Origin of the sequence: Pantoea sp. AG702, from assembly GCF_003182295.1 — a bacterium.
Taxonomy (GTDB): domain Bacteria; phylum Pseudomonadota; class Gammaproteobacteria; order Enterobacterales; family Enterobacteriaceae; genus Pantoea; species Pantoea ananatis.
This window is the reverse complement of record NZ_QGTU01000001.1, coordinates 353,778-369,711: the sequence shown is the minus strand read 5'-3', so window position 1 is coordinate 369,711 and position 15,934 is coordinate 353,778. Positions and strand designations below refer to the sequence as shown.

At 53.2% G+C, this 15,934-nt stretch carries 13 protein-coding genes; 9 read left to right on the top strand and 4 right to left on the bottom strand.

The annotated features are described in order from the left end of the window. Positions 1 to 54 precede the first annotated feature (54 nt). Positions 55 to 1,035 carry a glycosyltransferase gene (locus DFO57_RS01710; protein ID WP_014606180.1) on the bottom strand — a complete coding sequence of 327 codons (981 nt, stop codon included), beginning with the start codon at positions 1,033 to 1,035 and terminating at the stop codon, positions 55 to 57. A gap of 753 nt (positions 1,036 to 1,788) precedes the next feature. On the opposite strand from DFO57_RS01710, the gene ssuE reads away from it, so the two are divergent. Genes ssuE through ssuB form a run of 5 tightly spaced genes read left to right on the top strand, consistent with a single transcriptional unit; the run spans position 1,789 to position 6,050 of the window. Then, complete coding sequence (ssuE, locus tag DFO57_RS01705; protein WP_013025264.1) at positions 1,789 to 2,340, top strand: NADPH-dependent FMN reductase; 552 nt, start codon at positions 1,789 to 1,791, stop codon at positions 2,338 to 2,340. Positions 2,341 to 2,350: 10 nt separating this feature from the next. Continuing rightward, positions 2,351 to 3,304: a sulfonate ABC transporter substrate-binding protein gene (locus DFO57_RS01700; RefSeq protein ID WP_014606181.1), complete on the top strand. Its 954-nt coding sequence runs from the start codon at positions 2,351 to 2,353 to the stop codon at positions 3,302 to 3,304. A 10-nt stretch (positions 3,305 to 3,314) separates the two neighbouring features. Beyond that, a complete protein-coding gene (ssuD, locus tag DFO57_RS01695) occupies positions 3,315 to 4,463 on the top strand; it encodes an FMNH2-dependent alkanesulfonate monooxygenase (protein ID WP_014593339.1) in 1,149 nt (382 codons plus the stop codon). 10 nt (positions 4,464 to 4,473) lie between these two features. Continuing rightward, the gene (ssuC, locus tag DFO57_RS01690; RefSeq protein ID WP_014606182.1) at positions 4,474 to 5,265 is read left to right on the top strand and encodes an aliphatic sulfonate ABC transporter permease SsuC; all 792 of its coding nucleotides are present in this window, start codon (positions 4,474 to 4,476) and stop codon (positions 5,263 to 5,265) included. Next, entirely contained in the window at positions 5,262 to 6,050 is a 789-nt protein-coding gene (gene ssuB, locus DFO57_RS01685) for an aliphatic sulfonates ABC transporter ATP-binding protein (RefSeq protein ID WP_015700642.1), read from the top strand. The genes ssuC and ssuB overlap by 4 nt, the downstream gene beginning before the upstream one ends. Positions 6,051 to 6,082: 32 nt before the next feature. On the opposite strand, the gene pepN is transcribed toward ssuB, so the two are convergent. Further along, positions 6,083 to 8,698 (bottom strand): aminopeptidase N, encoded by a 2,616-nt coding sequence (pepN, locus tag DFO57_RS01680; RefSeq protein WP_014606183.1) that lies wholly within the window; start codon positions 8,696 to 8,698, stop codon positions 6,083 to 6,085. Between the two features lie 284 nt (positions 8,699 to 8,982). Between pepN and pncB the strand changes: the two genes are divergently transcribed. From pncB to DFO57_RS01660, 4 genes are all read left to right on the top strand, one after another. Further along, positions 8,983 to 10,188 (top strand): nicotinate phosphoribosyltransferase, encoded by a 1,206-nt coding sequence (pncB, locus tag DFO57_RS01675; protein WP_024470935.1) that lies wholly within the window; start codon positions 8,983 to 8,985, stop codon positions 10,186 to 10,188. A gap of 156 nt (positions 10,189 to 10,344) precedes the next feature. Further along, positions 10,345 to 11,745 (top strand): asparagine--tRNA ligase, encoded by a 1,401-nt coding sequence (gene asnS / locus DFO57_RS01670; RefSeq protein ID WP_072137920.1) that lies wholly within the window; start codon positions 10,345 to 10,347, stop codon positions 11,743 to 11,745. 300 nt (positions 11,746 to 12,045) lie between these two features. After that, a complete protein-coding gene (gene ompF, locus DFO57_RS01665) occupies positions 12,046 to 13,179 on the top strand; it encodes a porin OmpF (protein WP_047715533.1) in 1,134 nt (377 codons plus the stop codon). Between the two features lie 211 nt (positions 13,180 to 13,390). Continuing rightward, positions 13,391 to 14,581, top strand: coding sequence for an amino acid aminotransferase (locus tag DFO57_RS01660; protein WP_013025256.1), 1,191 nt, complete (start codon positions 13,391 to 13,393; stop codon positions 14,579 to 14,581). 41 nt (positions 14,582 to 14,622) lie between these two features. Here DFO57_RS01660 and DFO57_RS01655 read toward each other — a convergent pair whose 3' ends face one another. Then, on the bottom strand, positions 14,623 to 15,252 hold the full coding sequence (locus DFO57_RS01655) for an MBL fold metallo-hydrolase (RefSeq protein WP_110015008.1): 630 nt from the start codon (positions 15,250 to 15,252) through the stop codon (positions 14,623 to 14,625). Positions 15,253 to 15,291: 39 nt separating this feature from the next. Beyond that, positions 15,292 to 15,840, bottom strand: coding sequence for a YcbK family protein (locus DFO57_RS01650; protein WP_013025254.1), 549 nt, complete (start codon positions 15,838 to 15,840; stop codon positions 15,292 to 15,294). Positions 15,841 to 15,934: the final 94 nt, after the last annotated feature.

Below are 15,934 nucleotides of genomic sequence, written 5' to 3'. Positions count from 1 at the left end.
CTCACCTTCTCATTTCGCTCAGGTGCAAACAACATCAGGTCCCATTTTTAGGAATTACGGAACGCGTTTGAGTTCTTTCTTCACTTTATGGCTTTGCAATAAAATGAAGGTTTCCGGACGGTTAAGCAGCAGCCATTCTTTGAGGCTGCCGGCTTTAATTCGGCGCCCCAGATATCGAATCGCATTAAGCACATATTCCGGTACAGGCGTTTGATTGTAGAGCGACAGATAGATCATTAAACGGAAGGAGTGAATAAGGTAAGCTTTTTCCAGCGCCTTTTTTAATTCACTTTGGGTCTGCGCGCAACATAAGGTGTCATAGGTGGCAATAAACGCATTGTAGCGTTGGGCGAAAAAGGATGGACTTTTACTGCTGTTAGTCAGTGATCCAACGCGGATACGCTGTTTGTAATACGTCTGGCGAGTGACCCATGCCTGTTGGCAATGCATAAATACCGATAAGGTAAATTTGTGATCTTCATGCACGCGATCGACGAAGCGCAAATGATGCTGCTGGATAACGGTTTTTCTTACCACATAATTCCAGGCCGCCGACGTATAGGAGCCATTATGCAGCAAACTTAGCAGGACATCCTGTGGCTTCTGAATGCCGGTCAGGTTATGCCTGACTTTTGGCCACGTCACGTCCGGTTTGTCTTCGCGGTAAGCGCTGGAATTAAAACAAAATAAATCGGTATCGGGATAATTGTCGACAACCTGGGCCAGCTCATTGACGAATCCCTCCACCACCACATCATCCGGGTCGCAAAAGAAAACGAACTGCCCTTCAGCGACCTCAACGCCTTTATCACGCGCATTACCTGCGCCACCGTTGGCAATAGTGATCAGTTTCACCTGAGGAAGATGGCCATAGTGCTGTTCAATTAATGCCACGGTTCCATCGGTAGAACTGTCGTTAACAATGATAATTTCGTTTGGCGCGCTAATTTGTCTTAATAATGAATCCACACATTCGACAATATATTTTTCAACATTGTAAGTGGGAATAATGACCGATAACAGGATGTCAGACATACAGGTTTTCTCTGCTGTTAGAAAAGGACAAATAAATCCACCAGCCCGAGACAGGCACTGACCAAAGGCGAATAGTAATTTTAAAATAACAGGCGCTTACATTGAGCAGAGACATTTTACTGCCTGAATGACTAAAATGCCTGCCTCAATCTCAACAGGGTCCGAATGTGACAAAAACCATGGTTAGAAAATCTGAAGAATAGCTCGCTGATAATCATCTCCCCGTTGAGGAACCATTTAGGCACGGCCGTCTGTTCAGGGTGTTTTCAGGCTGGACATCTGTAACTAAAAATGAATTGTTGTTAAAAACTTCGCCAGACTGCTGCGCTTAACACGCACCGCCTGATGCAACTATTCCTAATCCCCTCTCGCCATCGCGTTAAATAACGTTGAATTTTAATTCTTTTTTCTTTTTCCTTCCTCCTGTGAATTTAAAAAAGCGAAAGGCGTGTTTTTCGTTTCACCTGAATGTTTCACTTTTCTGATACTCAAGTAACCAAATGTACGGATTTCCAGGTTTAAACGAATTTTATTCACCCGGATTAATGTATCGACTCGCCCGTCCTGGCGTTTTTAAGATTTGTCGCATCAGGTCTTTCTCAGAGACGCGGCGGTCTCGCTTCAGGCCTTTTGCCGGTTTTCACCTTTAGATTGTCAGAAAAATCATTTAAGCCGTGCCGTCGCCTCTGCCAGGATGAAAGCATCAGTTCTCAACAAAAGATAATCAATAACTTTCAGTTATAAGGAGTCGTAATGAGAGTGCTCACCCTGGCAGGTAGTCCGAGATTTCCTTCACGGTCCACATCGTTATTAGCGCTGTGCCAGCGCAAACTGGAAGCATCCGGTGTTGAGGTTATTCCCTGGAATATTCATAACTTTCAGCCTGAGGATCTGATCAACGCCCGCTTCGATTCCCCGGCTATTCTCGCCCTGAGCGAAGACCTGGCTCAGGCTGATGGCCTGGTTATTGCCACGCCGGTTTATAAGGCGTCTTTCTCGGGCGCGCTAAAAACCGTTTTGGATCTGTTACCTGAACGCGCGCTGGCCCACAAAGTGGTGCTGCCGTTAGCCAGCGGGGGCAGCGCTGGCCATATGCTGGCCCTGGATTACGCACTCAAGCCCGTATTAAACGCCCTGAAAGCCGAAGAAGTGCTTCATGGTGTTTACGCCGAAGATAAACAAATTCATCACTATGATCGCCAGCCGGAACTGGATCCGGTACTGGCTACCCGTCTGGAGGAAGCGGTGCACACGTTCTGGCTGGCGCTGTCCCGACGTCATCAGCCCGTTGCCCTGGCTGTGTAAGGAAACAATGATGAAACGAATAATCAGCGCGTGGTTAATGGCAGGGATGTTCGTGGCAGGCGCGCAGGTGAATGCCGCAGAACCCGCCCCTGCACAGGTTCGCATCGGCTATCAAAAAGGATCGGTCAGTATGGTGCTGGCCAAGGAGCATCAGCTGCTGGAGAAGCGTTTCCCTGCTACCCGTATTCAATGGATCGAATTCCCGGCCGGACCGCAAATGCTGGAAGCGCTGAACGTTAACAGTATTGATATTGGCAGCACCGGTGATATTCCGCCTATTTTCGCCCAGGCAGCCGGGGCGGATTTGCTGTATATCGGCTCAGAGCCGCCTAAGCCGAAAGCTGAGGTCATCCTGGTCAGCCAGAACAGTCCGTTGAAGTCGGTTGCCGATCTCAAAGGCAAAAAGGTGGCGTTCCAAAAGGGTTCCAGCTCGCACAATCTGCTGTTGCGTGCGCTGGAAGAAGCGGGTCTCAGTATCAAAGATATCCAGCCGGTTTATCTGACGCCAGCCGATGCGCGCGCCGCTTTCCAGCAGGGTAACGTGGACGCCTGGGCAATATGGGACCCCTACTATTCTGCCGTACTGCTTCAGGGCAATGTCCGCGTGTTGAAAGACGGCACCACGCTGAACCAGACGGGACCGTTCTACCTTGCAACCCGCCATTTTGCGCAGGAACACAATGACTTCGTCTTAGCGACGTTAAAAGCCTTTAGTGATGCCGAAGCCCTGACGCGTAGCGAACGTGACCAGAGTATTCATCTGCTTTCGACATCGATCGGTCTGCCTGAGGCCGTCATTGCCAGCAACCTGGACCACCGTCCACCCAGCCCGGTCAGTCCGGTCAGTGCGCGCACGGTTGCTATGCAGCAGAAAACCGCCGATCTGTTTTATGCCAATCATCTGATTCCCGTAAAAGTATCGATTGCCGAGCGCATCTGGCATCCCCAGGCCGTGACGCAATAAGGAGAGAAAAATGAGTGTTTCCGTATTCTGGTTCCTTCCAACCCATGGTGACGGCCATTATCTTGGCACGGCTGAGGGCGCGCGTCCGGTTGATCATGCCTATTTACAACAGGTTGCCCAGGCTGCCGATCGTCTGGGATTTGGCGGCGTACTGATCCCTACCGGGCGTTCCTGCGAGGATGCCTGGCTGGTGGCGGCATCGCTGATCCCCGTTACGCAGCGTCTGCGCTTCCTTGTCGCGCTGCGTCCTGGCGTGATTTCCCCCACCCAGGCGGCGCGTCAGGCTGCAACGCTCGATCGTCTTTCCAACGGACGCGCGTTGTTCAACCTGGTGACCGGGGGCGATCCCGAGGAACTGGCCGGTGATGGCGTCTTTCTTGACCACCGTGAGCGCTATGCAGAATCGGCCGAATTTACCCGCGTCTGGCGCCGCGTGCTGGAAGGCGAAACGGTGGATTACGAAGGCAAGCACGTGCATGTACGAGGTGCGCGTCTGATGTTTAAGCCGGTACAGCAGCCTCGTCCGCCGCTGTGGTTCGGGGGTTCGTCAGAGCCCGCTCAGGATCTGGCTGCCGAACAGGTTGATGTGTACCTCACCTGGGGAGAACCGCCTGCACTGGTGAAAGAAAAAATTGAGCAGGTGCGGGCGAAAGCCGCAGCACAGGGCCGAAAAGTCCGGTTTGGCATCCGGCTGCATGTCATCGTGCGAGAAACCAATGAGGAAGCCTGGCAGGCAGCCGATAAGCTGATCGCGAATGTGGATGATGCCACCATCGCCAAAGCACAAAGTGCCTTCCAGCGCACCGACTCGGTAGGCCAACAGCGCATGGCCGCCCTGCACGGCGGACGCCGCGATAAACTGGAAATCAGCCCCAACCTTTGGGCTGGCGTTGGGCTGGTGCGCAGCGGGGCAGGCACCGCGCTGGTTGGCGATGCGCCTACCGTAGCGGCTCGCATGAAAGAGTACGAAGCCCTGGGCATTGAAACCTTTATTCTCTCTGGTTATCCGCATCTGGAAGAGGCTTATCGCGTCGGCGAGCTGCTGTTCCCCCATCTGGATCTGGCTATTCCCCAGATTCCCCAGCCTCGTGTTGTTCAGGCGCACGGTGAAGCGGTCGCCAATGATTTTACGCCAGAGAAAAAAGCCGCGCGGGCATGAGGAGATAACGATGACCAGACTACGTCAATCCTTCTCAGCGGCGCTGGTGCCCTGGCTGCTGCCGGTGTTACTGGTGGTGGTCTGGCAAGTTGCGTCACAGACCGGCTGGTTGTCCAGCCGTATCCTGCCAGCGCCGGAAAAGATTGTGACGACCTTTTGGCAGTTGGCTGTCAGCGGAGAGCTCTGGCAGCATCTCGCCATCAGCAGCTGGCGAGCGTTACTTGGCTTCAGCATTGGCGGATCGCTCGGCCTGGTACTGGGATTAATTACCGGCACTTCGCGACTGGGTGAGCGTTTGCTGGATACTTCGCTGCAAATGTTACGTAACGTGCCCCATCTTGCGCTGATCCCATTGGTCATTCTGTGGTTTGGCATTGATGAGTCAGCCAAAATTTTTCTGGTGGCGCTGGGTACGCTGTTTCCCATCTACCTGAATACCTATCACGGTATTCGTAATGTGGATCGTGGGCTGGTTGAGATGGCCCGTAGCTACGGCTTATCCGGCTGGAGCCTGTTTGTTCAGGTGATCTTACCGGGTGCGTTACCGAGCATCATGGTGGGCGTCCGCTTTGCTTTGGGGTTGATGTGGCTGACCCTGATCGTCGCCGAGACAATTTCGGCTAACGCAGGGATTGGCTATCTGGCCATGAATGCCCGTGAATTTCTGCAAACCGATGTGGTGATGGTCGCCATTATTCTTTATGCCCTGCTGGGAAAACTGGCTGATGTCAGCGCACTGCTGCTGGAACGCGTCTGGTTACGCTGGCATCCGGCCTATCAACGTCAGGAGAAAACAGCATGATAAACTCCGCCAGCCCGGCGCGTCTGAATGCGGGTACCCCCGTAGGTGTGAAGGGCGTCAGTAAAAAATACGGTGAACGCACCATTCTGAATCATATCGATCTGCATATTCCTTCCGGCCAGTTTGTTGCCGTAGTCGGCCGCAGCGGCTGCGGTAAAAGCACCCTGCTGCGTCTGCTGGCCGGTCTGGAAAGCACGACCCAGGGCGAGCTGCTGGCAGGCAATGCGCCGCTGCAGACCGCACGTGAAGAAACCCGGTTAATGTTCCAGGATGCGCGACTGCTGCCGTGGAAAAAAGTGATTGATAACGTCGCTCTCGGCCTGCGTGGCAAGGCATGGCGTAAAGCCGCCCTGGAGGCGCTGGAAGCGGTAGGCCTGGCGGACAGAGCGCAAGACTGGCCTGCCGCTTTATCCGGTGGGCAGAAACAGCGCGTGGCACTGGCCCGGGCGTTAATTCACCGTCCCGGCCTGCTGTTGCTGGATGAGCCTCTGGGTGCGCTGGACGCCTTAACGCGAATCGAGATGCAGGAGCTCATCGAATCGCTGTGGCAGCAGTACCACTTCACGGTTCTGTTGGTCACGCACGATGTCAGTGAAGCGGTCGCGATGGCTGATCGGGTATTACTGATAGAGGAAGGCCAGATAGGACTGGATTTGCAGGTCGATTTGCCCCGGCCACGGCGGCGAGGCTCGGCGCGTCTGGCAGAGCTGGAAGCCGAAGTGCTGGATCGGGTGATGCGCCGCGGCGCGGCAGAAAAGCCTCCCCGCTACGCGCAACAGCGTTAAAGAAACGGCGGGCATTTGCCCGCCGTTTCTTATCAGGCATTCAGTGCCTTGGTGATTTTCTCGTACAGATCGCCCGACAGTTTATCCAGTCCTTGTAACTGTTCCAGCGCCTGGCGCATCAGCGCCTGACGGTGGGCATCGTAACGTTTCAGACGAATTAATGGCTCAATCATACGCGAAGCCACCTGCGGATTGCGGGTGTTCAGATCCGTCAGCATCTCCACCAGGAAACGATATCCGCTGCCGTCTTCGGCGTGGAAGGCGGAAGGATTACCCGAAGCAAAAGCGCCAATCAGTGAACGGATGCGATTCGGGTTGCCCATACTGAAGGAACGATGTGACAGTAAACGGCGCACGTTGAGTAAGGCATTCTGCGCCGGGCTGGTAGCCTGCAACATAAACCATTTGTCCATGACCAGGCCATCCTTGTGCCAGCGCTCATCATAGTCGGCTAACAGCGCATCACGGCAGGGTAACTGTGCCGCCACCGCAGCGGAGAGTGCCGCCAGGGAATCCGTCATGTTATTGGCATGGTGGTATTGCGCCTGCACCAGTTTATCCGCCAGATCCATATCACCAAACGCCAGATAGTACAGACAGATGTTCTTCAGCGAACGTTTGCCGATTTCCGCATGATCAACGTGGTACTCCGCCTGCTGATTGGCGTTATAAACGGCAAAGAATTCATCTGCCAGTTCCCGCGCCAGGGTACGAACCAGAGCTTCGCGCACCAGTGCAATTGCCTGAGGATCGATAATCTCAAACAGTTCGGCGATTTCGTTTTCGCCAGGCAGCGACAGAATCAGAGCGGTCAGCGCCGGATCGCTGTTGGCATCCAGCAGCACCGTGCGGAAGGCATCAGCGACATGCAACGGCAGCGACAGATGCTGGCCCTGCTGATGGCGCGCGACATTGAGACGCAGGTAGGTTGCCAACAGACTTTGCGCCGCGTCCCAACGTGAAAAATCGTTGCTTGCATGACGCATCAGGAACGTCAGCTGCGCGTCGCTCCACTTGTAGTCGAGCTTCACCGGCGCGGAAAACTCACGCAGCAGCGATGGCACCGGCTGGAAGTAAACGTTGTCGAAAATAAAGGTCTGGAACTCTTCCGTTACGTTCAACACGTTATGCACCGGATGACCGTTATGCTGCAACGGAATGACCTTACCCTGTCCGTCATACAGTTCGATGTCCAGCGGGATATGCAGAGGCAGTTTCTCTTTCTGCTCGGCCGTCGGCGGCGTGTGCTGCGTCACGTGAAGCGTGTACTGCTCCAGTTCCGGATTGTAGTCATCGCGTACCGAGAGCGTAGGCGTGCCTGACTGACTGTACCAGCGACGGAACTGGGAAAGATCAACGTTAGACGCGTCTTCCATGGCCTGAACGAAATCATCACAGGTCGCCGCGCTACCGTCATGACGTTCGAAATAGAGCTGCATGCCCTTCTGGAAATTCGCTTCGCCCAGCAAGGTGTGCATCATACGGATCACTTCTGATCCCTTTTCATACACCGTCAAGGTGTAGAAGTTGTTCATCTCGATAACCTGATCCGGGCGGATAGGGTGCGCCATCGGGCTGGCGTCCTCGGCAAACTGCGCGCCGCGCATAATACGCACATTATCGATTCGGTTTACCGCACGCGATCCCAGGTCGGAACTGAACTCCTGATCGCGAAACACGGTCAGCCCCTCTTTCAGGCTCAGCTGGAACCAGTCGCGACAGGTCACACGGTTACCGGTCCAGTTGTGGAAATATTCATGACCGATGACCGCCTCAATCCCCAGATAATCTTTATCGGTGGCGGTTTCGGCTTTGGCCAGCACGTATTTGGAGTTGAAAACGTTAAGCCCTTTATTCTCCATGGCCCCCATGTTGAAGAAGTCCACCGCAACAATCATAAAGATGTCGAGGTCATACTCCAGGCCGAAACGCTCCTCATCCCACTTCATGCTGTTCTTTAATGACGTCATCGCCCAGTCGGCACGATCCAGATTGCCGCGATCGACGAAGATCTCCAACGCCACATTCCGACCCGAACGCGTAGTAAAGCTGTCACGCAGCACGTCAAAATCGCCCGCGACCAGCGCAAACAAATAACAGGGCTTAGGAAACGGATCCTGCCACTTCACCCAGTTACGGCCCTTGTCGTCCTGACCGCTATCAATGCGATTTCCGTTAGACAGCAGGAAAGGATAACGGCTGCCGTCGGCAATGACGGTGGTCGTGAAGCGTGCCAGCACGTCGGGGCGATCTAAATACCAAGTAATATGCCGAAAGCCTTCGGCTTCACACTGGGTACAGAGCGCTTCACCCGATTTGTATAAGCCTTCAAGGGCACTGTTACGATCGGGATGAATGTCATTGACGATTTTCAGCGTAAAGCTGTCCGGTAACTGGCTGAGCACCAGGCAACCCGCCTCTTCACGCCAGGCCGTCCAGGCCTGTCCATCCACTTCCAGCGAGATCAGCGTCAGATCTTCGCCGTCCAGACGCAGTTCAGCCTGGCTGTCTCCCTGACGCTTAACCTGACTCACCGCCGTCACCCGCGTGGTGCTTTCATCGAGTTCAAAGGTTAAATCGATATCGGTGATGGTGTAGTCTGGTGCACGATAATCGTGTCGATATTTTATTTGTGGCTGCTGCGTCATATTCCGTCCCGCATTAAGTAGTTATTCATCAACGTCTTTGTATTATTCACTCAAGTATAAGCCTTACGCGTCAAACGTCTAAGCATGATGCGCCGAGCTTAGCATGCACAACGTGCACATCAGGTAAAATGGCTACAATTTGTTAACAATGACACATTTCGTCCTCGACTCGCTATCCTGAAATATGCTGTGATCGCTGTCTCTTAGTGATTTATACTTTTGCGTCTTTTACGACGTTTAATACACCGGGCTCTGCGCCACCGAACAGGATGCCGAAACGCGCCATGACAGGACATGCTTCCCCGATACTGACTTCGCTGCTGGATACGGATGCTTATAAGCTCCATATGCAGCAAGCCGTATTCCACCGTTACCATGATGTCACGGTGGCCGCGGAGTTTCGCTGCCGTAGCGACGAATTGCTGGGTTTTTATGCTGACGAGATCCGTACAGCCATTGACGCCATGCAGGCACTGGCGCTGACCGATGCTGAATATGCCTGGTTATCTGATCTGCCCTTCTTTGCTGATGACTACCTTAACTGGCTGCGAAATTTTCGCTACGACCCGCAGCAGGTAGAAGTTCGCAATCATCATGGCAAGCTGGCTATTCGTATCCAGGGCCCCTGGCGGGAAGTGATCATGTGGGAAGTCCCCCTGTTGGCCTTGATCAGTGAAGTGGTCCATCGCCACCGTACACCGGCCATCAGCAGCCAGCAGGCCGTGGATTTTCTGCATCAGAAACTCGCTACCTTTAAGACTCAGGTTGCCGACACTGACATGTCACGTTTTCGCCTGATGGATTTTGGTACCCGCCGCCGCTATTCCCAGGATGTGCAGGAATCGATCGTCAGCACGCTGAAACAGGATTTTCCCTGGCTGATGGGCACCAGTAACTACGACCTGGCCCGTCGCCTCGCACTCACGCCAGTGGGTACCCAGGCCCACGAGTGGTTCCAGGCTTTTCAGCAAATCAGTCCGGTACTGGCGAACAGTCAGCGCGCTGCCTTACAGGCCTGGCTGGATGAATATGACGACAAGCTGGGCATTGCACTCACGGACTGTATCGCCATGGATGCCTTCCTGCGCGATTTCGGCCCGGTGTTCGCCCGCCGTTACCAGGGGCTGCGCCACGATTCAGGTGACCCGGTTGAGTGGGGCGAAAAAGCGCTGGCCCATTATCAGAAGTTAGGTATTGATCCGCTCACGAAAATGCTGGTGTTCTCAGATAACCTCAATCTGGATAAATCGCTGGCGCTGTATCGCCACTTTGGTCAGCGTACCAACGTCGTCTTCGGCATCGGCACGCGCCTGACTTGTGATATTCCTGGCGTTACGCCGCTCAATATCGTGATTAAGCTGGTGCAATGTAATGGTAAGCCGGTCGCCAAGCTTTCCGACAGCCCAGGTAAAACCATTTGTCAGGATAAAGCGTTCGTTAAGGCCCTGAGAAAAGCCTTTGATCTGCCACTAGTTAAAAAAGCCAGCTAGCGTCTTTGTTATCGGGGCGTTATCGCGCCCCGCCTTCCTGCAATAAATCGGTTATTCCCCTGAATTTTGCTTGTTTCCTGTTGACTCACAAGTAACATAGCTACACCCCAGTCTGGGGAATTCATTCACACACTTCTTCTATATAGAGAGATATTTATGAGCGTAGTGCCTGTAGCGGATGTACTGCACGGTCGCGTCGCGGTTGACAGTGAAGTCACCGTACGTGGTTGGGTGCGTACCCGAAGAGATTCCAAAGCCGGTCTTTCCTTTATCGCTGTCTATGACGGCTCCTGCTTTAATCCCGTTCAGGCTGTCGTCAATAATTCTCTGAATAATTATCAGGACGAAGTGCTGCACCTGACCACCGGCTGTTCCGTCATCGTCACCGGTAAGGTCGTTGCATCTCCGGGTCAGGGTCAGGCATTCGAAATTCAGGCGACAAAGCTGGAGGTCGTGGGCTGGGTAGAAGATCCCGACAGCTACCCAATGGCGGCAAAACGTCACAGTATCGAATACCTGCGTGAGGTGGCCCACCTGCGTCCGCGTACCAACCTGATTGGCGCCGTGGCGCGCGTTCGTCATACCCTGGCCCAGGCGCTGCACCGCTTCTTCCATGAGAACGGCTACTTTTGGGTTTCCACGCCGCTGATCACCGCCTCTGACACTGAAGGGGCCGGTGAGATGTTCCGTGTTTCGACGCTGGACATGGAAAACCTGCCGCGCAACGAGCAGGGCAAAGTCGACTATTCGGAGGATTTCTTCGGGAAAGAGGCCTTCCTGACGGTTTCAGGGCAGTTGAACGGTGAAACCTACGCCAGCGCCTTGTCGAAAATCTACACCTTCGGCCCCACGTTCCGTGCGGAAAACTCCAATACCAGCCGCCATCTGGCAGAGTTCTGGATGCTGGAACCGGAAATCGCTTTCGCCTCATTAGACGATGCGGCAGCCCTGGCGGAAGCCATGCTCAAGTATGTCTTCAAAGCCGTGCTGGATGAGCGTGCAGACGATATGGCATTTTTTGCCGAGCGCGTAGACAACGATGCGATTAATCGCCTGGAGCGTTTTGTTACCACCGATTTCGCCCAGGTCGATTATACCGATGCCGTCGATATCCTGATGAACTGCGGGCAGACCTTTGAGAACCCGGTGTCGTGGGGCATCGATCTGTCCTCTGAACACGAACGTTATCTTGCCGAGAAGCATTTCAAAGCGCCTGTGGTAGTGAAAAACTATCCCAAGGACATTAAGGCGTTCTACATGCGCCTTAACGACGACGGGAAAACCGTGGCCGCGATGGATGTGTTAGCGCCGGGTATTGGTGAAATTATTGGCGGTTCTCAGCGTGAGGAACGTCTGGATGTGCTGGATGCGCGTCTGGAAGAGATGGGGCTGAAAAAAGAAGATTACTGGTGGTACCGCGATCTGCGTCGCTATGGCACCGTGCCACATTCAGGGTTTGGATTAGGTTTCGAACGTTTAATCGCCTATGTCACCGGCGTACAAAATGTAAGAGATGTTATCCCCTTCCCACGGACGCCACGCAACGCGAGCTTCTGATTTTCAGCATTAAATATAAGAAATTCATATATATATAGAGGTCGGCATCGCCGGCCTTTTTTTATTTTTGTAAATTTTGATATGACTCACAAAGTTCCGTTATTTTTACATCTTGTAATACATTTTTTATATTTGAAACAAGATTACGACTTTTGTAGCATTTTCGCAGTAGAATTACCCGATGGGGGATGGAAAGATGCGTGCAGACACAGGAGACACCAAACTTCTTTCAAGGTTCACGTAAAGTTTTCTTGACAGCAGTGGCAGGTGTCCAAATAACTCCAATGAGGGTAATAAATAATGATGAAGCGCAACATTCTGGCAGTGGTTATCCCTGCTCTGCTCGCCGCCGGCGCAGCCAACGCAGCAGAAGTTTATAACAAAGACGGCAACAAGCTGGACCTGTACGGTAAAGCTGATGCACGTCATACTTTTTCTGATAACGCTGGCGACGATGGCGATCAGACTTATGTTCGCTTCGGTTTCAAAGGTGAAACCCAGATTAATGACCAGATGACCGGTTACGGTCAGTGGGAATACAACGTTCAGGCGAACAATTCTGAAGGTTCTGATGCTCAGAGCGGCAACAAAACCCGTCTGGGCTTCGCTGGTCTGAAATTCGGTGATGCAGGTTCAATCGACTACGGCCGTAACTACGGTGTGGTTTATGATGCAATCGGCTGGACCGATATGCTGCCCGTATTCGGTGGTGACTCAGGTTATTCTGATAACTTCATGAACGGTCGTAGCACCGGTCTGCTGACCTACCGCAACACCAACTTTTTTGGTCTGGTGGATGGTTGGAACTTTGCGCTTCAGTATCAGGGCAAAAATGACCGCACTGATACCCGCCGTGCAAACGGTGATGGCTACGGTATTTCAACCTCTTACACCTCTCCAATCGGTGTAGGTATCGTTGGTGCTTACAGCAGCAGCGATCGTACTAATACCCAGTCAGACGGTTCCGTAAGTAACAACAACGCTGTCACCGCTCGTGGCGCAGGCGTTGGTGCTGGTAAGCATGCAGAAAACTGGGCAACGGCTCTGAAATATGACGCTAACAACGTTTACCTGGCAGCAATGTACGGTGAAACCCGTAACTCTACGCCAATTACCGGTGTGTTCAACGTTAATGGTCAAACATTTAGCGGTGATGCATTCGCTAACAAAACACAAGAAATTGAACTGGTCGCACAGTATCAATTCGACTTCGGTCTGCGTCCATCTCTGGCCTACGTTCAGTCTAAAGGCAAAGACATCGAAGGTATCGGTGATGCTGATATCTACAAATACTTCGATGTGGGCGCAACCTACTACTTCAACAAAAACATGGCCACCTACGTTGATTACAAAATCAACCAGCTGGACAAAAACAACCCACTCGGCATTCCTAACGATGACGTAGTTGGTGTTGGTCTGGTTTACCAGTTCTAAGTTTTGTTGCTGCAGTACAAAAAACGGAGCCTCGGCTCCGTTTTTTATTGCCCTTTCCTAGCGCTCAGCCCCGCGCTATCCCACTGTTAACATAAGAACGGGTAATTCTGTCGCACAGACGATGAATTTTATCGCAAACGGTTGGCATTTCGCCGTGCTGACGTTAACCTGATGGTTCATTTGCTAAAGTTCACGCTACTGGACCCGACTCATGTTTGAATCGATCTCTGCTGCACCCGCTGACCCCATTCTTGGCCTGGCCGATCTCTTTCGCGCCGACGACCGCCCCAATAAAATCAATCTCGGTATTGGTGTTTACAAAGATGAAACCGGAAAAACCCCGGTGCTCACCAGCGTTAAGAAAGCAGAACAGTACCTGCTTGAACACGAAACCAGCAAAAATTACCTGAGCATTGACGGTCTGCCAGATTTCGCGCACTGCACGCAGGAATTGTTATTTGGTCAAGGCAATGCCCTGATCGCGGCGGGCAGAGCCCGCACGGCACAGACGCCGGGCGGTACAGGCGCACTGCGCGTCGCCGCGGATTTCCTGTCTACTCAGACGTCCGTTAAGCGCGTGTGGGTGAGCAACCCGAGCTGGCCGAACCACAAAAACGTGTTTAATGCCGCCGGGCTTGAGGTATGCGAATACCAGTACTATGACGCAGCAAACCATACCCTGGATTTTGACGGCATGCTGGCCTCACTGAAAGAGGTGAAAGCCGGTGATGTGGTGCTGTTCCATGGCTGCTGCCATAACCCGACCGGTATCGATCCTACTGCAGAGCAGTGGCAACAGCTGGCACAGCTCTCTCTGGCTAACGGCTGGCTGCCCCTGTTTGACTTTGCCTACCAGGGCTTTGCCCGTGGTCTGGAAGAGGATGCTGAAGGTCTGCGCATTTTTGCGGCCAGCCATCAGGAACTGATTGTCGCCAGTTCTTATTCCAAGAACTTCGGCCTGTATAACGAACGTGTGGGTGCGATTACGCTGGTTGCGGGCGATGCCGCGACGGCCGACACCGCATTCAGCCAGGTGAAATACACCATCCGCGCCAACTATTCTAACCCGCCGTCACACGGTGCGGCCGTGGTGGCCACGATTCTGGGCAACGACGCGCTCCGCACTATCTGGCAGCAAGAGCTGTCTGATATGCGTCAGCGTATCCAGCGCATGCGCCAACTGTTTGTGAACACCCTGGCGGATAAAGGTGCGCAGCAGGACTTCAGCTTTATCATCAAGCAGAATGGCATGTTCTCGTTCAGTGGGCTGACCAAAGATCAGGTCATTCGCCTGCGCGAGGAGTTTGGGGTTTATGCGGTTAATTCAGGCCGCGTAAACGTTGCCGGTATGACACCAGATAATATGTCTGCACTGTGCGAGGCGATTGTCGCCGTACTCTAAGCGCATCGCGTATAAAAAAATGGGCCACTCTGGCCCATTTTTTATTGCAGGAAAGGATTGGTCAGACGTTCACGGCCCAGCGTTGACACAGGCCCGTGACCGGGTAAAAACGTCACATCGTCGCCGAGCGGCAGCAGCTTATTATTTATCGCATCGATGAGATGTTGATGATTACCCTGCGGGAAGTCGGTACGCCCGACGCCGCCGCTAAAGATCACATCACCTGAGACCAGTAAGCGGCCTTTGGCATCAAAAAATACAATGTGCCCCAGCGTATGTCCGGGACAGTGCAGCACATCAAGCGTGACCTGACCAACCTGAACGGTATCCCCCTCCTCCAGCCAGCGATCCGGCGTCAACGGGGCACAATATTCCAGCCCAAACATTTGGCTTTGAGTAGGTAAGGATTCCAGCCAGAAAGCATCCTGCTTTTGCGGGCCGACCAGCGGCACCTGCCAGAATGCAGCCAGTTCTGCCGCTGCCCCAACATGATCGAGGTGACCATGCGTAAGCAGAATCTGTGCAGGCTTCAAATCAAGCTGCGCCAGCGTTTGCCTGATGGTATCGGCATCGCCACCCGGGTCCACCAGGGCCGATTCACGCGTGGTTTCGCACCAGATAACCGAACAGTTCTGGGCGAAGGCGGTGACGGGGATAATGTGATAATTCATAACGCTCCATGGTCGGCACCCGCAGCGTTGCCGACGTTACTACCAGTGCCTGACGGGACCGGTATCAATATGTACAAAGTTGCTGCTGGGATAATATCCTACACCACCGGCACGCATTTTTAATGCGGCTTTGCGAACATTCGCCAGCGTCACCCCTTCAATGTGGAAATCCATCGCCTGGCCTTTGGTGTGATAACTGTGTTTTGCCACACCGGGCCCGGATTCCCGCAGCATATTGTTCGTCGCCAGTGAGCGATAGCCGGAGACGAGCTGGACGGGTTTGCGCGTTTCTAACAGCGCCTGAAGGCGATAGAGCTGGTCAAATAAGTGGGGATCGATACTTTTGGTTTTATTGGCACGGTAGTCGCGGAAAAAGTGGTTCAGGCGTGACAATTCACTTTTGTCGTAACTTTTACCGTTAAAGAATTCCGTTTTAAGGGTTTCACCAGTGTGAAGATTATTGAGCGTTAATATCCGCGGGCGTGAAGTGGAGAGTGATGCCATCGCGGTCTCTGGCAGTAAGGCCAGGCCGGCAGCGGCACTTCCGCAAAGCAGCAGTTTGCGACGTAAAGAATCGATTGTAGACATGGAGCGGTTTACCTGAAAGCAGAGTCAAAGACATGTGCAAAAAACGTACTGGCGAACCATAACTTTATGGCGGTAGCACGTCAACCCATTATGG